Genomic DNA, 20585 nt, shown 5'->3' with positions numbered 1-20585 from the left:
GAGCCCGGAGCCGAGATGCCCGCCCGTCACCGACACGGCCTCGATCATCTCCGCCCGCACGGCCTCCGCCACCGCCGGAAGATCGCTCTCCGGAAGAAGGCGAAGCGCGGACGTCTCGGACAGTCCGTCCAGAATCGAGGTTTCTTGCTGGGACACCGAAAGCACCCTCACGTCCGGAGGAAAGACATGCGCGCAAGAGATTGCGGCAAATGAGTTTTTTGAGTCAGCGCCAGGAGCCTGGAAGCTTCGCGCGCTGATCGTCCGATCCGCCCGGCCATCGCTATTCGGTGTCGAGGGGCGCCGTGCCGGCGGCCTTGCCGTCGGCACCCAGGGTGATCTTCTGGATGCGAGCCTCGGCCCGCTGCAGCAGCGCATCGCAATGGCGCTTGAGCGCCTCGCCGCGCTCGTAGATCGCCACGGACTCGTCCAGGGGCACGTCGCCCTTCTCGAGGCTGCGGACGATGCCTTCGAGCTGTTCGAGGGCCCGTTCGAACGGCAGGTCCCGGATCGAAGCCAGATCCTGTTCGGCGGCGCCAGCATCGGTCGACGCCGGAACGGCGGAGCGCGCTGAAGTCATTCCAGTCTACCCTTCATCGTGCCGGTTTAAGCGCGGCCTCGTCCCCGCGACAACCCCGCGAGCCCGTGGACGAGGCGCGACCGGATCGATTCGCCGCCGGGGGCGTCGTTTCGGCCACACCCGCCGTCCTGATGATCCCCTTGCGGACCTGTCTCCAAGATCCTGTCGCATATGGCCTATCCGGCGATGATCGATCGCGCCGGGGTGGTCCGCCCTCAGGCCAGGGCGAGGGTGAACGGCGTGCCCTCGAAGGCGTCGGCGCCGCGTCCGATCCGGGTGATGGCGGCGCTCATGCGCCCGTCGCGGCCGAGCATCCGGTCGGCGATGGCGACGAACAGGGGGTTGGGCGTGGCCGAGGGCGCGGCCGCCCGGAGGGCGTCGGCGATGGCGCCCTCGTCGCGCTCCGGCGCCAGGGCGCAGGCGGCGATGTACGCGGCGGCCGTCGAGCGGCTGATGCCGGCGTAGCAGTGGATCACGAGCGGGTCGGCCCGGTCCCAGGCCGCGACGAAGTCGAGGATGCGGCCGATATGGCCCTCGTCGGCCAGGACGTGGCCCTCCAGGGGCGCGGCGATGTCGCTGACCTCGACGACGCAATGCCGGCCCTCGGCGATGGAATCGGGCCGAGGAATGGCGGTGCCGGCCTTCATCAGGGTCATGAGACCGCGCGCGCCCGTCCCCGCCAGGGTCTCGGGCAGGCGCGACAGGGGGCAGACGTGGAGCGTGGGCATCAGGCTTCCCAGAGGGCTTCGAAGCGGGCGAGGAAGCGGGCCTGCGCCGCGTCCGTCGGCCACGGATCGAGCAGGGCCTCGGCCCCGGCGGTGAGCGGCCCCGGATCGCCGAAGATCGTGGCGGCCTCCGGGCGGTCGAAACCCGCGAGGCGGATCGCCTCCCAGTAGGCCGCGATCCCGTCGGCGCGCTTGACGAGGCGCACCTCCTCCGGGGCGGGCTCGGGCAGACCGAAGCGGGCGCGGATGGCGGCGAGCAGGCGCCGCTCCACCGCCTTGTAAGAATCGCCGATGGCCGCCTTGAACGGCGAGATGATGTCCCCGATCACGTATTCGGGGGCGTCGTGCAGGAGCAGTTCGAGGCGCCGCGCCGGGGCGAGATCGGGCCTGAGCCCGGTGCCGATGGCCTCCACCAGCAGGGAATGCTGGGCCACGGAGAACACGTGCGGCCCGGCGGTCTGGCCGTTCCAGCGGGCGACGCGGGCGAGCCCATGGGCGATGTCGGCGATGGCGATGTCGTCGGGCGACGGGTCGAGGAGGTCGAGGCGCCGGCCCGAGAGCATGCGCTGCCAGGCGCGCGAGCCGCTCACGCGGCGCCTCCCGGGATCTTGCCCGAAGTCCGGCCCAGGGCGGCGCAGGGCGCGTGGCGGTGGCAGCCGACGAGGTGGTCGTTGACCATTCCCACCGCCTGCATGAAGGCGTGGACGATGGTCGGGCCGCAGAAGGCGAAGCCCTCGGCCTTCAGGGCCTTGGCCATCCGGCGCGACACGTCGGTCTCGGTGGCGATGCCGGCCCGCTCGGTGGCCGTGCCCTGAACCGGCGCACCCTCGACGAAGTCCCACAGGAATTGCGAGAACCCGGGGCCGCGCTCCTCGATGGCGAGGAAGGCCCTGGCGCCCGCGATGGTGCCGACGATCTTGGCGCGGTTGCGGATGATGCCGGTGTCGCCCATCAGCCGCGCGACGTCCGCGTCCGTGAAGCAGGCGATCGCCTCCGGGTCGAAGCCCTGGAACGCCCGGCGAAACCCCTCGCGCCGGCGCAGGATGGTGATCCAGGACAGGCCAGCCTGGAACCCGTCGAGGATGAGTTTTTCGTACAGGGCGCGGCTGTCGCGCTCTGGCACGCCCCACTCGGTGTCGTGATAGGCGACGTAGACGGGGTCGAGGCCGGCCCACCAGCAGCGGGGGCAGCCGTCGGGATGGTGGATCAGGCCGGAGGATTCGGAGGGCATGGTCCCGTCTTAACCGGAGAACGGGCCGGGAACAAACATCCCCTGCGTCACCCGGCCTGCGCCACCTCGGGGAAGGCGAAGGTGGCGAACGACGGCTTCTCGACGCCGAGGCGCGCGGCGCCCGTCCGCAGGGGCTCGCCCGTGGCGAGGGCATCGGCGAGGCGGTCGAGGCGCAGGAGGGCGAGGCCGCGGGACCCCGCGACGCTACCCACGGTGCCGAGGCCGCGCTGGCCGGCGGTGATCTCCGCACCCGTCACGAGATCGCCCTCGACGGCGACCACGGGCACGACCCGGGTGCGGGCGGTGCCGCGATGCTGCATGCGCGACACCACCTCCTGGCCGACATAGCAGCCCTTCCTGAAATCGACGCCGCCGAGCTGGTCCATGAGCGCCTCGTGCGGGAAGGCGTCGGAAAAGGCGAAGTCGCGCCCGCCCTCGGGGATGCCGAGTGCGATGCGGTGGGCGTGGTAATCGGCCTCCGTGGCGTCCGCCGAGAAGGCGCCCTGCGCCGCGTAGAGGCGGGTGCCGAGCCCCGCGAGGCGGCCGTCCGTCACCGCATCGGTGTCCATCGCGGTCCCGGCACCGTCCCAGGCGGCGGCGACGCTGATCGCCGGATCGAGGGCGAGGGCCGCCTTGGCGCGCAGGCGGTAGAGGGTGAGGCGCTTGAGCAGATCGGGTGCCCGCGTCGCCTCTGTGTCGAGGCGGTAGCCGCCGTCGATCCGGGAGATCAGGAAATCGAACAGCACCTTGCCCTGGGGGGTGAGCAGGGCGCCGAGCCGCGCCTCGCCCGGCGCCAGGGTCTCGACGTTGCAGGTGACGACGCCCTGCAGCAGGCCCGTGGCCTCCTCGCCCGTGACGGTGACGAGGGCGCGGTCGGGCAGCAGGGCGATCGGCATGGCGGCTCCAGGGATTCCGGTGGCGTTGCGCACCACCCTCGCCTGACATAAGCCGCCGCCACCCGCGTCTCAATGTGGAGCCCCCTGATGGACCAGCCCTTCGACCTCGTGCTCTCCGGCGGCACGATCGTGAATCAGGATGGGGCGCACGGGGCCGATCTCGGCATCCGGGCCGGCCGCATCGCCGCCATCGGCGACCTGTCGCGGGCGGACGCCGCGGAACGACGCGACTGCACCGGCCTGCACCTCCTGCCGGGCGTCATCGACAGCCAGGTCCATTTCCGCGAGCCCGGCCTCGACCACAAGGAGGATCTGGAATCGGGCTCGCGCGCGGCGGTGATGGGCGGCGTCACGGCGGTGTTCGAGATGCCCAACACCAACCCGCTCACCACCAGCGCGGAGGCGCTGGCCGACAAGGTCGCACGGGCGCACCACCGGATGCATTGCGACTTCGCGTTCTGGGTCGGCGGCACCCACGAGAACGCCTATGAGGTCGCCGAACTGGAGCGCCTGCCGGGGGCGGCCGGCATCAAGGTGTTCGTCGGCTCGTCCACGGGGTCGCTCTTGGTGGAGGACGATGCCGGCGTCACCGAGATCCTCAAGCGCACCCGGCGCCGGGCCGCCTTCCACGCCGAGGACGAGCCGATGCTGCGGGCGCAGGTGAATCGGCAGGTGCCGGGCGATCCCGCTTCGCACCCGGTCTGGCGCTCGCCGGAAGCCGCCCTGAAGGCGACGGAGCGCCTCGTGCGCATCGCCCGCGCCACGGGCGCGCGCATCCATATCCTGCACATCTCCACCAAGGAGGAGATGGTGTTTCTGGCGCAGGCGAAGGACGTCGCCACCTGCGAGGTGACGCCCCACCACCTCACCCTCGACGGTACGGAAGCCTATGCCCGCCTCGGTACCCTCGTTCAGATGAACCCGCCCGTGCGCGACGCGTCGCACCGCGACGGCATCTGGCACGGGCTGTCCCAGGGGGTCGCCGACGTGCTCGGCTCCGACCACGCGCCGCACCTCCTGTCGGAAAAGGCCAAGCCCTATCCGGCCTCACCCTCGGGGATGACCGGGGTCCAGACCCTGGTGCCGATCATGCTCGACCACGTGGCGGCCGGGCGCCTGTCGCTCGCCCGGCTCGTCGATCTCACCAGTGCCGGCCCCAAGCGCCTGTTCGGGATCAGTCGCAAGGGGCGCCTTTCCGTCGGCTACGACGCCGACGTGACCGTGGTCGATCTCAAGCGCCGGGAGACCATCCGCAACGACTGGATCGCCTCGAAATGCGGCTGGACGCCCTATGACGGCGTCACCGTGACGGGCTGGCCCGTGGGCACCCTCGTGCGCGGCGTCCCCGTGATGTGGCAGGGCGAGCTCACCGCGCCGTCGCGGGGCGAGGCCGTGGTGTTCGAGGAGACCCTGGCGCCGCGGGGGTGATTTTTTCGGGCGGTTCGGATTGGAGCGCCGCCCCTCTCCCGGGCGCATGCAGCGTGAGCGGAATGCGACCCGGGACCCAGCGCTGATGACGTCTCCGGTTGATCCGTTCAGTCTCTGGCGAGCGCGGGTCCCCTCTCCTTCCAGGAGAGGGGGCCTGTCGTGCTCTGCGCCGACCTGTCGAGGCTTGCGAAAACTGCGCCGCTTCGCGGCACTTCGAGTGCTGGGTTCCGAATCGCCTTCTACTGCGTTTCGGGCGTCCGGGACAGGCGCGTCGGCGAGCCCGTCCTTCACGCCGCCTTCGGGGCCGCGTGCACCACCGGTACCGCCGGGGCGCCCTCCCACTCGGAATGGGGCGGGATCGACTCGCCCTTCATCACGATGGTGAGCGGGCGCAGGCGGGCATAGGCGCCGACCCTGGTGTCGTAGAGCACCGTCGAGAACGCGCCCACCGAAACGCCCTCGCCGACCACCACCCGGCCGACCTTCATGATCCGGTCCTCGTAGAGGTGGGTCTGCAGGGCCGAGGTGCGGTTGATCGTGGCGTAGTCGCCGATGGTGACGCAGTCGAACTCGGTGATGTCGGTGGTGAGCATGCACACGCCGCGGCCGACCTTCACGCCGAGGAGCCGCAGCATCCAGGGCAGGAACGGCGTGCCGACGAGGTGCTCGAGCAGCACCTTGCCGGCGAGCCCCCAGTACAGAACCGCCACGGCCTCCGTCCGCATGGCCCACCACGACCACATCGGCCGCATGCCGGGCTTGTAGACGCCCATGAGCAGCCATTTCACCGCGATGACGGTGAAGGACTGGATGAAGGCGATGGCGACGCTGACCAGGACGAAGGAGACGGCGAGCCCGGTCCAGTCCTGGGCCAGGATGGCGGGGTAGAAGTACCAGTCGATGGCCGAGATCGCGAGGGTGATGAACAGCATCGGCGAGAACGAGGTCGAGAACGCCTCGAAGATGCCGCGCCGGAGTTTGGGGCCCAGCCCCGGCTCGTAGGTCTGGAGGTCGGAACCGAGGTCGACGCGCTGGCGGGCCGGCAGCTTGATCGGTGGCGAGCCGAACCAGGTGTCGCCCGGCGCCATGAGGTCGTTGGCCGGGGGCTTCGACTTGATGCCGATGAGGACGTCGTCGGGGATGACGGCCCCCGGCGGCACCACGGCGTCGTTGCCGACGAAGACGCGGGCCCCGGTGTGGACCTCGTGCAGGTGCATCCAGCCGCGTCGGATCTCCTCCTCGCCGAACACCACCTCGTCGGCGACGAAGTTGCGCATGCCGATATCGGCGAGGTCGTGGCGGCTGCCGAGATTCGTCGAGATCTCGGCGCCCTGGCCCATGCGGGCGCCCATGAGCCGGTACCACGCCCGCATGTAGACCGTGGCGAACAGCGACGAGAGGGTCTCGAGGGTGACCTCGGCGGCCAGCGCCACCGTCCATTTGCGCAGGTAGAACCCGCTGTGGATCGAGTGGGTGCCGGAGGTCGCGCGCGGCAGGATCGCCCAGCGGATGCCGGCGATGAGGAAGACCGTACCGGCCGTCATCAGCATGGCGGTGGGCCAGGTCAGCAGCGGCAGGTACCAGTGGTAGTCGATGTCCGTGAGATCGGACAGCGAATCGCTGAGCTGGTCGAAGATGTAGAACGCCGGGAAGATCGGCAGCAGGCCGATGGCGGGGATCGCCGCCAGCAGGAAGGCGTAGAGCACCCCGAAGGCGAGGCGCCGCCGCGGCGAGGCCGTGGCGGGCTCCGGCAGGAGCGCGGGATCGACGGTGCCGACCTTGGCGCCCGGCGAGCCGTCCCAGGCCTCGGCCCGGCCCACCACCGTGCCGGTGGGGATCGTAGTGAGGTCGCCGATCTCGGCGTGGTCGCCGATGACCGTGTCGGGGCCGATGACGCAGGAGGCGCCGATGGCGACGTCCGCCCCGATGGTGACCCGGCCGATGATGAGCTCGTCGCCCACCACCTCGGCGTTGGCGATGACGAGGCGTCCGCCGAGCGAGGCGCCGGCCCCGATGGTGACGAGGTCGGGCGCGCCGATCTCCGCGTCGGAGATGAGCGTGTCGTCGCCGATCTTCGCGCCCAGCAGCCGCAGGTAGAACACGATGGCGGGCGAGCCCTGGAGCCACTTGATGTGAACGAGCGGCGTCAGGCGCTGGGCCAGCCACCAGCGGTAATAGTACACGCCCCAGAGCGGGTAGCGCCCGGGCCTGGTCCGTCCGAGGATGATCCACTTCGCCGCCACCGCGATGGCGGCCGTGACGGCGTTGATGCCGATATAGACCAGCAGCAGCACCGCGAGTTCGCCGAAGAAGCCGAGGCCGCCGCCCGTGAGCAGGAGGTAGGTCACGAAGATGCCGAGCCATTGCGAGGTGGCCAGCGCGATGACGAAGGGGAGGGCGGCGGCCTGGGCGAGGCCGCAGAGGAAGCGCCGCTTCAGCGAGGGCGGGGCGAAGCTGAGATCGCGCACCGCCATCTGCGTGCCCGCCCCGCCGGTGCGCGCGATGAGGGCGTCGGCCATGGCCCGCAGGGTGCGCCGTCCATAGACGTCCTGAAGGGTGATGGCGGCGAGCGCCGGCGCCTCGCGCACGGCTCCCACGAAGCGGGCGGCCAGCAGGGAGTGGCCGCCGAGATCGGTGAAGAAGTCGCCCTCGAACGGGATCGCCTGGTTGCCGAACACCTGGGTGGCGGCGGCGAGGAGCGCGGCCTCGGTCTCGTTGCGCGGGGGCTCCTGCTCGCCGGACGTATCGGCCACCGTGAGGGTCGCGGCGCGCAGGGCCTTGCGGTCGACCTTGCCGGAGGTGAGGCGCGGCAGAACCTCGGCCACCTCGAAATGGCCCGGCACCATGTAGGGCGGCATCTGCTCGGAGAGGGTGTGGCGCAAGCGGCTCTTGTCGATCTCCGTGCCGCGCTCGGGGACCAGGAAGGCGACGAGACGGTCGACCCCGTCGTCCTGGCGCAGGACCACCGCCGCCTGGTTGATGCCGGGCAGCACCTGGATGCGCGACTCGATCTCGCCGAGCTCGACCCGGAAGCCGCGGATCTTCACCTGATCGTCGATGCGGCCGTGGAACAGGATGTTGCCGGCGGCATCGAGGGAGACCGCGTCGCCCGAGCGGTAGAGCACCGGGTCGCTCCCGTCCGAATCGAACGGGTTGGCGATGAATTTCTCCGCCGTCAGCTCGGGGCGCTGGAGGTAGCCCTTCGCGACGCCGGGGCCGCCGATGAGCAACTCACCTTGCTGGCCGGGGCCGAGAAGTTCGAGGGCCTCGCCCGCGACGTAGACCGAGTAGTTCGGGATCGGGCTGCCGATGGTGACGGGCGTGCCGGCTTGCATCCGCGCGGCGGTGGCGACCACCGTCGCCTCCGTCGGCCCGTAGGTGTTGAACAGGGCGCGGGCCTCCGTCGCCCAGCGGGCGACGAGGGGCTCGGGCAGGGCCTCGCCGCCGAGCAGCACGAGGCGCACGGTGGGAAGATCGCCCGAGATCATGGCGAGCAGGGTCGGCACCGTGTCGAGCACCGTGACGCGCGCGCGCGCCAGGATGCCCGGCAGGGCCTCGACATCGCCCATCATCGCCGGGGACGCCACGAACAGGGTCGCGCCGACGAGGTAGGGGACCCAGATCTCCTCCATGGAGAGATCGAAGGCGACGGACGCGCCCTGGAACACCACGTCGTCGGCCCGCATGCCGTAGAGGGCGTTTCCGGAGCGCAGGAAGTGGCAGATGTTGGCGTGGCTGATGACGATGCCCTTGGGCACCCCCGTCGAGCCCGAGGTGTAGATGAGGTAGGCCGGGTGCTCCGGCGTCAGGCCGGCGGCGCGCGGATCGGGCCGGGGCGCGTCGGTGGGCGTCTGCGCCAGCAGGGCCTCCACGGTGAGGGCCGGCGCGGCGTCGGGCGCCTGGGGCGCCAGGGCGGGCGAGACGAGGAGGGCCTTGGCGGCGGCGTCGGTGAGGCACACGGCGACGCGGTCGGCCGGGGCCTCGGCGTCGAAAGGCAGCCAGGCGGCGCCCGACAGGGTGATGCCGATCTGCGCCACGAGGAGATCGGGCCCCCGCGCCATCCACAGGCCGACGACATCGCCGGGGCCGATACCGCGATGCGCCAGCCCCCGGGCGATGGCACCGGCCCGCGCCTCGACCTCCGCGTAGGTGAGGGCCGGGTGGGCGCCGTCGGCGCTCGTGCGCGCGCCGTCGACGAGGGCCGGATGACCGGGCCGCGCGGCGGCGCTGGCGCAGAAGATCTCGCCCAGGACCTCGTCGCGGATGAGGTCGGGACGGATCTCGCCGCGCAGGATCGCCTTGCCGGACAAGACCTCCTGTCCGGACAGGACCTCCTGCCCCGACGGGACCCCCTTGCGCGCGGGCCCCTCCGCCGGGGGCCGGGCCGTCTCGGCGAGACTGGTCATCCACTGCTCCGCTGCCGATCCCGGCCCGCTGACGCAGCAGGCCTCGGAATGCGCTTCGTTGGCCGGGTAAGGCGCCCGGATCACGCCGGAATCGCGGCGCTTCTCGAAGTTCGGCAGCGCTCTAGCACGTTTGGGCGATCAGGAACCGGGCGTGATGCGAAGCCGCATTGCGGACCGCCCCCCTCAGGCCCAGCGCCAGGACGCGCCCTCGATGACGAGCACGCCGCCCTGGCGGATGCCCATGCGCGGCGCCTCGCGGACGCCGAGGCAGCCCCGGATCACCAGGATCGCCCGGGCGACGCCGCCATGGGCGACGATGCAGGCCGGGCCCTCGAGGGCGGCGAGCGCGGGGGCGACGCGCTCGACCAGCATGGCGTAGCTTTCCCCGCCCTCGCCCGGCGGCCGGTAGCCCCAGCGGTCGCGGTCCCGCGCCAGGGCCCGGGCCGCGTCCCTGCGCCGGATCTCGGCCCAGGTCGAGCCCTCCCAGGTGCCGAAGCTGATTTCCTTCAGGCGCGGATCGGTGCGGTAGGCCTCCGGCGCCAGGTCCAGGCGGGCGCGCAGGGCTTCCATGGTGCGGCGGGTGCGGGCCAGGGGGCTGGCGACGAAGTCGAGGCCGGGCAGATCCGCGCCCGCCGCCCGCATCAGGCGGTCGGCCGCCTCGTCGGCCTGGCGCAGGCCCTCGGCGTTGAGGGCGATGTCGCGCTGGCCCTGGAGCCGCCCTTCCGCGTTCCAGTCGGTCTGGCCGTGGCGGACGACGTAGAGGGTCGGGGTCACGGGGCGGCCCCCCGGGGCGCACCGGAACGGCCGCGTTTGGGGATCGTTGTGGATCTCAAAGTCTCGGTCGATTTCAAGATCCTGCGCGCCCCGCTCGTCAGAGAACGAATTTCCATATGCCGCACAAGCACATCAAGCGGGCGTCCAGCAAGTCCGGAGCCGGCGGGGAACCCGGGGGAACGGTGGCGGAGGAGGGCGGTTCCCGCAAGCCGCGCACGGCCTCCGGCCCTGACGCCGCCCCGGGCCTCGTCACCGTCGCGCCGGGCCAAGCCTCGGGAGGATCGGCTTTCGATCTGTCGGCCGTCGATGCGGATGCCGATGGCGGCCTCGACAAGGCGGCGGCCAAGGAAGCGTTGATTGTGGAGCGCGCCCGCATCGTGTCCCTGCAGGAGCGGCTCTACGCCGAGCGCGCGCGCAGCCTCCTGGTGGTGTTTCAGGCCATCGATACCGGCGGCAAGGACGGGACCATCCGGGCGGTGTTCGAGGGGGTGAATCCGCAGGGGTGCCGGGTGTGGCCGTTCAAGGTGCCGAGCGCCGAGGAGGCCGCACACGACTTCCTGTGGCGCTACCACGCCAGGACGCCGGGGCGCGGCATAATTGGGGTGTTCAACCGCAGCCATTACGAGGACGTGCTGGTGGTGCGGGTGAAAGGGCTCGTGCCGGAGCCGGTCTGGCGGGCGCGCTACGGCCAGATCAACGACTTCGAGCGGATGCTCGTGGCCGAGGGCACGACGATCCTGAAGTTCTTCCTCCACATCTCGAAGGACGAGCAGAAGGAGCGCCTGGAGGCGCGCATCGCCACGCCGGAGAAGCACTGGAAGTTCGATCCGGCCGACCTCGTCGAGCGCAAATCCTGGGACGCCTACCAGGCGGCGTTCTCGGACGCGCTGACCCGGTGTTCCACACCGCACGCGCCGTGGCACGTGGTGCCGGCCAACCGAAAGTGGTTCCGCAACCTCCTCGTCGCCCGCACCATCGCCGACACGCTGGAGGCGATGGACCCGCGGTTCCCGCAAGCGAACGGCGACATTGCCGGGATGCGCGTGCCGGATTGACAGCGTGGTGGGATCGAGGACTATATTCCGGCTGATCGCCGAGTCGAGGTCATGCGCGGCGATCGACGGGAGTTCGCGGGCATGCTGGCCGTTCGTGACGTCGCCGTGTCGGGCTACCGGTCGCTGCGCGCGATCCGCTTCCCGGTGGGTCGCCTCTCCCTGTTCATCGGTGCCAACGGGGTCGGCAAGACCAACCTGTACCGGGCGCTCGAATGCCTGCAATCGGCCGCCGCCGGGACCCTGATCCGGGATCTCGCCGCCGAGGGCGGCATGGAATCCGTGAGCTGGGCCGGGGAGCGCAAGCTGCACGAGTCGGCCCGAATCCGCTGGTGCGTCGAACTCGACGACCCGGTCAGCGGCCTGGCGTACGATTATGCCGTCGAGGTCGGCTTCAAGCCGCTCGAGGGGGCGGCCGGCTTTCCCCTGGAGCCCGACCTCAAGACCGAGCGGCTTCGCCTGATCTCCGGTCGTCGCCCGGCCACGATGCTCGATCGCGCGGGGCCGGGCGGGTTCGTACGCGACGCGGAGGGCCTCAAGCGCAGCCTCGGCTACGATCTGCTGCCGTCCGAGACCGTCCTCGGCACCACCCAGGATGCCGGCGCCTATCCGGAACTCTATCAGGTGCGGAGCGCCCTGACGGCCTGGCGCTTCCACCATGATTTCCGCACGGACGCCGCCTCGGCCCTGCGCCGGCCCTGCCTCGCGGTGACGGCGCCCACCCTGTCCTCGGACGGCTCGGACCTTGCCGCGGTGTTCGCCACGCTCAAGCATATCCGGGAAGACGTGGTCGACCTCGCCGCCGCCGTCGACGACGCCTTTCCGGGCGCCCGCCTCGATCTTCCCCTGCCGGGGCGCGAGGCACGATTCGGCATGGTGTTTCCCGACTATCCGAAGCGGACCTTCGAAGCGTCCGAACTCTCCGACGGGACGCTCCGGTTCCTCGCCCTCGCCGGCGCCCTGCTCGCCTACCGGCTTCCCCCCTTCATCGCCCTCAACGAGCCCGAGACCAGCCTGCATCCAGACCTGCTGGCTCCTCTCGCCCGCATGATCGTCAAGGCTGCCGAACGCACGCAGGTCTGGCTCGTGACCCATTCCGAACGGCTGGCCGACGCGATCCTCGAAGCGGGGGGCGCAAAGCCCCACCGCGTGATCAAGCGGGAGGGCGCGACCTGGATCGAGGGGCTCAGACTGTTCGGCGATTTCGCGGATGACGCGTGAGGCGAAGGGTTCCTCGCCGAAATGGCTGTGCCGACCGACCGGACTTGCCGACCACAATCGAACGTCTTAATGATTAGCATCCTAATTATATGGAGGCTCGTCATGTCGGACCCGCTGGTGCTCTTCGCCCGGATCACGCCCAAGCCCGAGCATCGCGCCGCCGCCCGTGATGCCGTTCTGAACATCCTGGCGGTGACACGGTCCGAACCGGGCTGCCGCCGCTTCACGCTGCACGAAGACCGGGACGGCGACGGGCCGCTCTACCTCTACGAAATCTGGGACGACGACGCGGCGCTCGCCGCCCACCATGCTCAGCCCTATACGTGCGCCGTGTTCGACCAGTATCGGACGTGGCTCTCCGGGCCGGTCGAGATCACGCGGCTGCGCAGGATCGGCGAGGAGGCTCCGTGTTCTTCCTGAAGGACCTCCCCACGCGGCAGATGCTCCAGACCTACCATGAGCGCTACCCCGGCATGAACGCCGAGGCTGTAGCCGAGGCGCTCCGGCTCCTGAGGCGCGGGAGCCTGCTGATGCGCGCGTTGGAGGCGTATTTCACGGCCCACACGCTGTCGCAGACGCGCTTCCTTGTCCTGATCGTCATTGATCGGGAGCCTGGGCAGGAGGGTCTCCTAGCCAGCGCGATCGCCGACCGGCTCGACATTTCGCGTCCCGTCGTGACCGAAACCGTCAAGGCCCTGGTGCAGGCGGGCCTGCTCGGCAGCGTTCCGGCGCCCGGAGACGGTCGGGCCAAGCGCCTCACGTTGACGCTGGCCGGGCGCGCGGTGCTCGCCGACCTCCTTCCCGGCTACTTCGCCCTCATCGCCGACTTCATGGCGCGCGAGGGCGATGGGACGGCGTGACCCGTGTCCTCAATCCTTGTCGAGGCTGAGGTCCGGCGCGTCCGGGTTCTTCATGCCGACGACGTGGTAGCCGGCGTCGACGTGGAGGATCTCGCCGGTCATGCCGCGGCTCATGTCGGAGACGAGGTAGGCGGCGGTCTCGCCGACCTCCTCGATGGTGACCGTGCGCCGCAGGGGAGCGTTGTACTCGTTCCACTTCAGGATGTAGCGGAAGTCGCCGATGCCGGAGGCCGCCAGGGTCTTGATCGGGCCGGCCGAGATGGCGTTGACGCGGATCTTCGAGGGGCCGAGGTCGGCGGCGAGATAGCGCACGGAGGCTTCCAGGGCCGCTTTCGCGACGCCCATGACGTTGTAGTGCGGCATCCACTTCTCGGCGCCGTAATAGGTCAGGGTCAGGAGCGAGCCGCCGTCCTTCATCAACGGCTCGGCGCGCTGCGCGATCGCCGTGAACGAGTAGCACGAGATCAGGAGCGATTTGGTGAAGTTCGCCTCCGAGGTCTCGAGGTAGCGGCCGGTCAGCTCGTCCTTGTCCGAGAAGGCGATGCAGTGGACGACGAAGTCGAGGCCTTCGGGAAACACCTGCGCCGTCGCGGCGAAGACCGCGTCGATGGAGGCCGGGTCGGTGACGTCGCAATGGCCGACCACGTGGGCGTCGAGTTCGCGGGCGAGGGGCTCGACGCGCTTCTTCAGGGCGTCGCCCTGGTAGGTGAAGGCGAGCTTGGCCCCGTGCGCGGCGGCGGAGCGGGCGATGCCCCAGGCGATGGAGCGGTTATTGGCGACACCGAGCACCAGGCCGCGCTTGCCGGCCAGCAGGCCGCCGACGTGATCGTGAACCGGATTCGTGTCCGCCATGAAGTCACCTGAGCCAGAAGCGTCCGCTGGGCGTGACGAGGCCCGGCCGGAGGGACCGGACGGACGGCACGCGCCGCGCGCACTCTTGAACGGCACGCGCCGCGGGCACTCTTAGCGGAGGCATGGCGGTGACGGAAGTCCGTGATTCTTCGTGCGGGTTCAACCCACCCGCGCGGCGCGCCGGGCCTTGGCGTAGTCGGTGAGTGCCGGGTCCTCGGCGTCGGGCAGGGCGATGGCAGTGGTGGCGAACAGGTCGCCCCGCGTGCCGTCCTTCTTCGGCAGGCCCTTGCCCTTGAGGCGGAAGGTGCGGCCCGAACCCGTCATCGCCGGAATCCGCATCTCGACGGCGCCCGTCAGGGTCGGCACCCGGATCGGCCCGCCGAGGACCGCGTCCTCGAGCGGCACCTCGACGGAGGCACGCAGGTCCGCGCCGTCCGGGGTGAAGCGGGGGTGCGGCAGGATGCGGATGGTGAGCAGCGCGTCGCCCGGCGCGCCGCGCCCGGCCGGCGCTCCGAGGCCGCGCAGGCGGATCACCTGACCGTCGACCACGCCGCGCGGCACCACCACGTCGACGTCGCGCCCGCCCGGCAGGGACAGGCGCAGCTTCTCCTCGCTCGCCACCTGCTCGAGGGTCACGCTGAGCTCGGCCGCCACGTCGTCGCCCTTGGCCGGCTCGCGGGGTGCGGCCCCGGCCCCACCGGCACCGGCCCGGAACGCCTCGCCGAACAGGTGCGAGAAGATGTCGTCGCCCATCCCTCCGGGACCGCCGGCGCCGCGTCCCCGGGCCGCCTGCTCGAAGCCGAACCCGCCGGCGCGTCCGCCGCCGCCGAAGCCCTCGAAACCGCTGGCGCGGGGCTTGCCGTCACCGTCGATCTCGCCCCGGTCGAACTGCCCGCGCTTGCCCGCGTCGCCCAGGATCTCATAGGCCGAGTTCGCCTCGGCGAAGCGGTCCTTGGCCTTGGCGTCGCCGGCGTTGCGGTCGGGGTGGTAGGCCTTGGCGAGCTTGCGGTAGGCCTTCTTGATGTCGGCTTCGCTGGCGCCCTTGGGCACGCCCAGCACGTCGTAGGGATTGCGCATCGGTCAACACTGTCTCGGTGCCGTGAGGAGCCTGGCCGTGAACAGCCTGGCCGTGGGGAGCCGGCGGTCCCCTCCGTCGGAATCATCGCCCCCGATGTGGACGGTTCGACTCGGCTTCGCAACGCGGAGCACCCAAGATTTCGCCGGCGCATCATCGAAGGCGCCGTTCTTCAGGCGTCAGATCGCCGCCTTCGTGCCGCGCACCCGCTTCAGGGCCCACTCGCCGCCCGACGGCTTGCAGCCGGTGCCGCGCAGGAACCGGCTGCGGCCGGGGGCGATCACCGAGGCGAGGAAGTCGCGGCAGATCTGGTCGTTGGAGACGTAAGGAAGGCCCGTCGGATTGACGGAGCCGCGCAGGCTCGTCTCGGGGTTGTCCCACTTCACCGGCCGGCCGTTGCCCTGCGGATCGAGGGCCACCGACAGGGCCGCGTGGGCCCGGCGCCAATCCTCGGTGCCGAGGTCGTGCCCGAACCCCTCCGGGTGCCGGCCGATGCTGCCGGTGCTCGTCGGCTCTGGCGGCGGGGCGGCTTCCGCCGCCGTCTCGGCCTGGAAGGTGATGATCGGCAGGCCGCAGCCCGACAGGGGCAGGAAGGCGAGGGCGGCGAGCGTCCGCCATGTCCGCCTGGTCCCGATGCCCCGGGTCGAAATCCCAACGGCGGGGATGTTGGCCGCCGGCCCTTTCGTTCTAGAGTCGCACCGACGCATTACACCTGAACTCACGACGGGAGAGGACCGACGGCCAACCGCGCCCCACGTCGGTGCCCCCCGACCCGGATCTCACGCTCAGCAGGATGTTCGCCTTGGATCGGTTAAGGATCGATGACCCCGCCCCCTCGAACGACTTCACCCGCGCCGCCGATCCGTGGGCGCTGTTCGGCGCCTGGATGGCCGAGGCCGAGGCGTCCGAGCTCAATGACGCCAACGCCATGGCGCTCGCCACCGCCGGCTCCGACGGCCTGCCCGACGTGCGCATGGTGCTCCTGAAGGGCGTCGATGCGCGCGGATTCGTGTTCTACACCAACACGGAGTCGGCCAAGGGCGAGGAACTGGCGCAGAACCCTCAAGGAGCCCTCGTGCTGCACTGGAAGAGCCTGCGCCGGCAGGTCCGGGCCCGCGGCCCCGTGTCGCCCGTCACGCCGGCGGAAGCGGACGCGTACTTTGCCAGCCGGGCCCGCGACAGCCGCATCGGCGCCCATGCCAGCCGGCAGTCGCGGCCGCTCGCCGACCGCGCCACCCTGGAGGCGGAGGTCGCGGCGCTGGCCGCCCGGTTTGAGGACGGCCCGGTGCCGCGCCCGGAGAACTGGGTCGGGTACCGCATCGCGCCGGTCTCGATCGAGTTCTGGCAGGACGGCCCGTTCCGCCTGCACGACCGGGTGCGCTTCACCCGCGCGGGCGACGGCTGGACGGGCGCGCGGCTCTATCCCTGACGCCACGCGCCGCCCGTGGTGCGGCGCGGGATGGACCCTGGATTTTAGGGCCGGCGCCCCTTAGACCTTGAGATCGGCGTGGCGGGTGTCTTCTGGTTAACCGCCTCCCGATCCTGAAGGAACGGTCTTGGCCACATCCTCCAACGAACGCCGCCGCGTCATGCTGCTCACGGGCGCGAGCCGCGGCATCGGCCACGCCACGGTCAAGCGCTTCTCGGCGGCCGGCTGGCGGGTCATCACCTGCTCGCGCCACGCGTTTCCCGAGAACTGTCCGTGGGAGATGGGCCCGGAGGATCACCTCCAGGTCGATCTCGCCGATCCCGAGGATACCATGCGGGGGATCAGGGAGGTGGCCGGGCGGCTGGCCGACGAGGGCGGCCTGCTCCACGCGCTCGTCAACAATGCCGGCATCTCGCCGAAAGGCGCCAACGGCGAGCGCCTCGGCGCCATCGCCACGGAGTTCGGCGACTGGCGCAAGGTGTTTCAGGTCAACGTGTTCGCGCCGCTCCTCCTGGCGCGCGGCCTGTGCGAGGAGCTGACGCGGGCCAAGGGCTCCATCGTCAACGTCACCTCCATCGCGGGCTCCCGCGTCCATCCCTTCGCGGGGGCGGCCTACGGCACCTCGAAGGCGGCGCTGGCCGGCCTCACCCGTGAGATGGCGAGCGATTTCGGGCCCCTCGGGGTGCGCGTCAACGCGATCTCGCCCGGCGAGATCGACACGGCGATCCTCTCGCCCGGCACCGACAAGATCGTCGCGGGCATCCCCCAGCGCCGCCTCGGCACCCCCGACGAGGTGGCCAAAGCCATCTACTTCCTGTGCACCGAGGCCTCGTCCTACGTGAACGGCGCCGAGCTGCACATCAACGGCGGCCAGCATGTCTGAACGCGGGGGGCTGCCCGCGCTCCTCGCTGCCCTGCTGGTCCTGACCCCGTCGCTCCCGGTCGCCGCCGAGCCCGTCGCCACCCTCCTCGACCTGCCGTTCGCGGCGAGCGCCCTGCGCGGCCCCGGCAGCGAAGTCGCCGTGGCCGTGGCGACCTCCGGCCTCCTGCCCCTGGCGCGGCCCAAGGGCGGCGCGTCCGAGGACGGCGCCCCCATCGCGGTGGTCTGGGGGGAGGCGGGGGGCGCCGCCCTCGCCCTCGTGGATGGGCGGGTGACCGTGACGCTTCTGGGCCGCGAGGCCGTGGAGGGGCTGGCCGCCGCCGAGACCCCGCGCGGGGCGCTTGCCGGCTCGCGCCGGGCCATCGCCGGGGCCCTGTCGGCCCACCTAGCCGAGCCGGTGACGGTCGGGGGCCGCACGGGGGCGGGCGCCCTCGTGATCCGCGAGCGAAAAGCCGTTCCCATGAGCGCCGAGCCGAAGCCCGTGCCGGTGGCCACCGCGACGGTGCGGCCCGCCCCCGACGCCGCCTTCGCCCTGCGGTCCCCGCAGATCGCGGCCTTCGACGGGCGCCCCGCCATCCTCGCCGTGACCGAAACCGAGGGCGGTTCGTCGCTGGCGGTCATCGAGCCCGCCGAGGCCGGCTGGAGCGTGCGGGCGCGCGGCCCCCTGGAGGCCGGCAAGCCGCTCCAGGTGGCCGGCATCGCGGATTTCTCCGGCACCGGCCGGCCGCAGATCGCCGTGACGGGGCCGACCGACGGGGTCACCCGCCTCCGGCTCTGGGCCTACGAGGGCGGGGCTCTGCGCGTTCTTCACGCAGCATCCGGCTACGATGCCGCGGCACTTGGCTACGATGCCGCGGCGCCTGGCGAGGGCGGTCCCGGCCTGTCGGCCCTCCTCCCCCGCGACGGGGCCGTGGACCTCGCCCTGCCGGTGGCGGACCGCTCGGCTCTGGCGATCGTCTCCCTGAAGGGCGCCGTGACGGAGCGTGCCCGCGTTCCCCTGCCGGCGCCCGCCGCCTTCGGCGTCGCCACCCTCGGGACGGGACCGGCCGCCCGCCTCCTCGTCGGCCTCGCCGACGGGCGCATCGCCGTGGTGAATCCCAAGCCATGAATCCCAATCCATGACTGAGACCGTTTCTCCCGACGACGCCACGCGCCTGTTCCCGACGCGTCCCTTCGTCGGCGCCTCCATCGCGGTGATCCGGGGCGACCGGGTGCTGCTCGCCGCCCGCGCCAACGCGCCCATGCGCGGCGTCTGGACCCTGCCGGGGGGCCTCGTCGAGGCCGGCGAGGCCCTGGCCGAGGCGGCCCTGCGCGAGCTCCGCGAAGAGGTCGGCCTCGCGGCGGAGGTGGTCGGCGTGCTGCCCCCCACCGAGATCATCCTGCGCGCCGCGGACGGCCGGACGCGCCACCATTACGTGGTCCATCCCCACGCCGCCCTGTGGACCGGCGGCGAGCCGGTGGCGGGACCGGAGGCGCTGGCCGTGCGCTGGGCGACCCTGGCGGAGCTGGCCGGCCTCGACACCACGCCGGGCCTCGACGGCACCGTGGCGGCCGCCTTCGCGCGGGTCGCCGCCCGAGAGATTTCCGAGATTCCCGAGACACCTGGGACACCTGGGACATCCGCCGCGTGACGAAGCCCGGACCGGTCCCCGTCTTCGGCCTATGCCTGTGCCTCGTGACGATCCTGGCGGCGGTCCCCGGCGCCGAGGCCCAGCAGGGGCGGGGGGCGCCGTCCCGCGCCGCGCCGAAGAGCGAGGGCAAGAATTCCGAAAAGGAGCCGGCCCTCGCCCCCGAGCCGCCGCCGGCGCCCTACGACCGCGACCTGATGCGGCTGTCCGAGATCGTCGGGGCCCTGGCCTTCCTGCGCGAGCTCTGCACCGACCCGGACGCGGCCCAATGGCCCGTGCGGATGAAGGCGCTCCTGGAGGCCGAGGGCGTCACCCCCGGCCGCCGCGACCGCTTGGCCGGCGCCTACAACCGGGGCTATCGCGGCTACGCCCTGACCTACCGCGTCTGCACGCCCTCCGCCCGGGAGGCGGCCGCCCGGTTCGTGGCCGAGGGCGAGCGCCTGTCGCATGCCCTGGCCAGCCGGTTCGGTGGGTGATGCGGCCGGGCCACACTCCGAAGGCCACTGGTTAATTCGCGCAATTCGAGCGCCGACGTTAACCGCTTCGCAATTCCTGGCTTTGCGGGCCCGATTCTGCGCCCTATCATCCTTGGAACCTGCCGAGCGGTCCTTCGGCGCCAACGATAGCCTGGCCATGCACGCTGAATCAGCCCCCGCGCCCTTCGAGGCGGATCTCGACGACAAGCGCGCCGCGCTCGGCTACGTGTCGGAGGCGTTCGCCGAGGGCTGTCTCGACGGCCTCGACGGCGACTGCATGGCCCAGGCCGCCCTGTTCGCGGCGTTCCAGGAACTGGTGATGACCTACGGCGAGGAGGCCACCGCCCGCTACGCCGAAGGTTTTCCGGACCGCATCCGCGGCGGCGCCTTCACCACGGCCCCGCAGCATTGAAGGGGCGGTGACGACCCTGCCGGACCGGAGCGCGCGGCGGGACGTCGCCTTTCGTGAGATCCGGGGCCGATCCCCGAGGGGCCTCGCCCCTTGAAATCCCTGCTCGGGTCCTGGCCGTTCTGGGCTTTGCTCTCGGCCGCCTTCGCGGCCCTGACCGCGATCTTCGCGAAGGTCGGCATCGCCAACGTCAATTCCGATTTCGCCACCTTCATCCGGACGATCGTGATTCTCTGCGCGCTCGGTGCCATTCTCGTCGGCACCGGGCAGTGGCAGCCCCTCGGGTCGGTGTCGGGCCGGACCTACGTGTTTCTGGTCCTGTCGGGACTCGCCACCGGGGGCTCGTGGATCTGCTACTTTCGCGCCCTCAAGCTCGGCGAAGCCAGCCGTGTCGCGCCCGTCGACAAGCTGAGCGTGGTGCTGGTGGCGATCTTCGGGGCCGTCTTTCTCGGCGAGCGGCTGTCCCTGGCGAACTGGCTCGGGGTGGCCTTCATCGCCACGGGGGCCGTGCTGGTGGCTTACCGGGGCTAGGGCGTCTCTGCAAAGGGTTCACGGGCGTGGTGATCGCCCCCATGTTGTCGGGATGCGACGTTACGAACTGACTGATGCGCAGTGGGAGCAGATCGCCCCGTTGCTGCCTCCGCAGAAGCCGCGCACGGGCCGGCC

The 20585-nt window shown here is 71.4% G+C and carries 22 protein-coding genes and 3 pseudogenes; 13 read left to right on the top strand and 12 right to left on the bottom strand.

All coding sequences use genetic code 11. The features are described 5' to 3' along the window. From MKK49_RS16530 to MKK49_RS16505, 6 genes are all read right to left on the bottom strand, one after another. The coding region (locus MKK49_RS16530; RefSeq protein WP_244030350.1) for a 1-deoxy-D-xylulose-5-phosphate synthase N-terminal domain-containing protein at positions 1-156 on the bottom strand (156 nt) is incomplete at its 3' end. 124 nt (positions 157-280) lie between these two features. After that, positions 281-577 carry an exodeoxyribonuclease VII small subunit gene (locus MKK49_RS16525; protein ID WP_244030344.1) on the bottom strand — a complete coding sequence of 99 codons (297 nt, stop codon included), beginning with the start codon at positions 575-577 and terminating at the stop codon, positions 281-283. A 215-nt stretch (positions 578-792) separates the two neighbouring features. Further along, complete coding sequence (locus MKK49_RS16520; RefSeq protein ID WP_244030342.1) at positions 793-1305, bottom strand: tyrosine phosphatase family protein; 513 nt, start codon at positions 1303-1305, stop codon at positions 793-795. Then, the gene (locus tag MKK49_RS16515) at positions 1305-1865 is read right to left on the bottom strand and encodes an HD family hydrolase (RefSeq protein ID WP_244030348.1); all 561 of its coding nucleotides are present in this window, start codon (positions 1863-1865) and stop codon (positions 1305-1307) included. The genes MKK49_RS16520 and MKK49_RS16515 overlap by 1 nt, the downstream gene beginning before the upstream one ends. A gap of 23 nt (positions 1866-1888) precedes the next feature. Next, on the bottom strand, positions 1889-2533 hold the full coding sequence (locus MKK49_RS16510) for a DNA-3-methyladenine glycosylase I (protein ID WP_244030340.1): 645 nt from the start codon (positions 2531-2533) through the stop codon (positions 1889-1891). A 47-nt stretch (positions 2534-2580) separates the two neighbouring features. Continuing rightward, on the bottom strand, positions 2581-3429 hold the full coding sequence (locus MKK49_RS16505; protein ID WP_244030338.1) for a YgfZ/GcvT domain-containing protein: 849 nt from the start codon (positions 3427-3429) through the stop codon (positions 2581-2583). Positions 3430-3516: 87 nt separating this feature from the next. Between MKK49_RS16505 and MKK49_RS16500 the strand changes: the two genes are divergently transcribed. After that, a complete protein-coding gene (locus MKK49_RS16500) occupies positions 3517-4857 on the top strand; it encodes a dihydroorotase (RefSeq protein WP_244030336.1) in 1341 nt (446 codons plus the stop codon). Positions 4858-5144: 287 nt separating this feature from the next. Here MKK49_RS16500 and MKK49_RS24835 read toward each other — a convergent pair. The 3 genes and pseudogenes from MKK49_RS24835 to MKK49_RS16490 all read right to left on the bottom strand — a co-directional run. Beyond that, positions 5145-7256, bottom strand: a pseudogene (locus MKK49_RS24835) (Pls/PosA family non-ribosomal peptide synthetase); the annotation flags it as partial. A 117-nt stretch (positions 7257-7373) separates the two neighbouring features. Further along, a pseudogene (locus tag MKK49_RS24830) lies at positions 7374-9263 on the bottom strand (amino acid adenylation domain-containing protein); the annotation flags it as partial. A 183-nt stretch (positions 9264-9446) separates the two neighbouring features. Further along, on the bottom strand, positions 9447-10037 hold the full coding sequence (locus MKK49_RS16490; protein WP_244030331.1) for a histidine phosphatase family protein: 591 nt from the start codon (positions 10035-10037) through the stop codon (positions 9447-9449). 116 nt (positions 10038-10153) lie between these two features. Here MKK49_RS16490 and MKK49_RS16485 point away from each other — a divergent pair, with 116 nt between their 5' ends. From MKK49_RS16485 to MKK49_RS16470, 4 genes are all read left to right on the top strand, one after another. Further along, complete coding sequence (locus tag MKK49_RS16485; RefSeq protein ID WP_244030329.1) at positions 10154-11092, top strand: polyphosphate kinase 2 family protein; 939 nt, start codon at positions 10154-10156, stop codon at positions 11090-11092. An 81-nt stretch (positions 11093-11173) separates the two neighbouring features. Beyond that, positions 11174-12310 (top strand): AAA family ATPase, encoded by a 1137-nt coding sequence (locus tag MKK49_RS16480; RefSeq protein ID WP_244030327.1) that lies wholly within the window; start codon positions 11174-11176, stop codon positions 12308-12310. Between the two features lie 102 nt (positions 12311-12412). Further along, positions 12413-12730 (top strand): putative quinol monooxygenase, encoded by a 318-nt coding sequence (locus tag MKK49_RS16475; RefSeq protein WP_244030325.1) that lies wholly within the window; start codon positions 12413-12415, stop codon positions 12728-12730. Continuing rightward, complete coding sequence (locus MKK49_RS16470; RefSeq protein ID WP_244030323.1) at positions 12718-13170, top strand: MarR family winged helix-turn-helix transcriptional regulator; 453 nt, start codon at positions 12718-12720, stop codon at positions 13168-13170. The genes MKK49_RS16475 and MKK49_RS16470 overlap by 13 nt, the downstream gene beginning before the upstream one ends. Positions 13171-13179: 9 nt before the next feature. Here the strand turns inward: MKK49_RS16470 and fabI are convergent, their stop codons facing one another. The 3 genes from fabI to MKK49_RS16455 form a co-directional block, all read right to left on the bottom strand. Then, positions 13180-14022 (bottom strand): enoyl-ACP reductase FabI, encoded by an 843-nt coding sequence (gene fabI / locus MKK49_RS16465; protein ID WP_244030321.1) that lies wholly within the window; start codon positions 14020-14022, stop codon positions 13180-13182. Between the two features lie 159 nt (positions 14023-14181). Further along, positions 14182-15099 (bottom strand): DnaJ C-terminal domain-containing protein, encoded by a 918-nt coding sequence (locus MKK49_RS16460; RefSeq protein WP_244030318.1) that lies wholly within the window; start codon positions 15097-15099, stop codon positions 14182-14184. A 177-nt stretch (positions 15100-15276) separates the two neighbouring features. Beyond that, positions 15277-15804 (bottom strand): RT0821/Lpp0805 family surface protein, encoded by a 528-nt coding sequence (locus tag MKK49_RS16455; RefSeq protein WP_244030316.1) that lies wholly within the window; start codon positions 15802-15804, stop codon positions 15277-15279. 86 nt (positions 15805-15890) lie between these two features. On the opposite strand from MKK49_RS16455, the gene pdxH reads away from it, so the two are divergent. From pdxH to MKK49_RS16415, 8 genes and pseudogenes are all read left to right on the top strand, one after another. Next, complete coding sequence (pdxH, locus tag MKK49_RS16450) at positions 15891-16526, top strand: pyridoxamine 5'-phosphate oxidase (RefSeq protein ID WP_244030314.1); 636 nt, start codon at positions 15891-15893, stop codon at positions 16524-16526. 160 nt (positions 16527-16686) lie between these two features. Continuing rightward, the gene (locus tag MKK49_RS16445) at positions 16687-17409 is read left to right on the top strand and encodes an SDR family NAD(P)-dependent oxidoreductase (protein ID WP_056095925.1); all 723 of its coding nucleotides are present in this window, start codon (positions 16687-16689) and stop codon (positions 17407-17409) included. Next, positions 17402-18514 carry a hypothetical protein gene (locus MKK49_RS16440; RefSeq protein ID WP_244030312.1) on the top strand — a complete coding sequence of 371 codons (1113 nt, stop codon included), beginning with the start codon at positions 17402-17404 and terminating at the stop codon, positions 18512-18514. The genes MKK49_RS16445 and MKK49_RS16440 overlap by 8 nt, the downstream gene beginning before the upstream one ends. 10 nt (positions 18515-18524) lie before the next feature. Continuing rightward, positions 18525-19037, top strand: a complete 513-nt coding sequence (locus MKK49_RS16435) for an NUDIX hydrolase (RefSeq protein WP_244030310.1) — start codon at positions 18525-18527, stop codon at positions 19035-19037. A 35-nt stretch (positions 19038-19072) separates the two neighbouring features. Further along, positions 19073-19510: a TIGR02301 family protein gene (locus MKK49_RS16430; RefSeq protein ID WP_279595577.1), complete on the top strand. Its 438-nt coding sequence runs from the start codon at positions 19073-19075 to the stop codon at positions 19508-19510. Positions 19511-19667: 157 nt separating this feature from the next. Further along, positions 19668-19922: a hypothetical protein gene (locus MKK49_RS16425; RefSeq protein ID WP_056095935.1), complete on the top strand. Its 255-nt coding sequence runs from the start codon at positions 19668-19670 to the stop codon at positions 19920-19922. Positions 19923-20012: 90 nt separating this feature from the next. Next, a complete protein-coding gene (locus MKK49_RS16420; RefSeq protein ID WP_244030309.1) occupies positions 20013-20450 on the top strand; it encodes an EamA family transporter in 438 nt (145 codons plus the stop codon). Between the two features lie 52 nt (positions 20451-20502). Next, positions 20503-20585, top strand: a pseudogene (locus tag MKK49_RS16415) (IS5/IS1182 family transposase); the annotation flags it as partial.

The organism is Methylobacterium sp. J-090, from assembly GCF_022829345.1.
Classification (GTDB): Bacteria; Pseudomonadota; Alphaproteobacteria; order Rhizobiales; family Beijerinckiaceae; genus Methylobacterium.
Note: the sequence above shows the minus strand (reverse complement) of the source record. Positions and strands in the feature narration are given on the sequence as shown.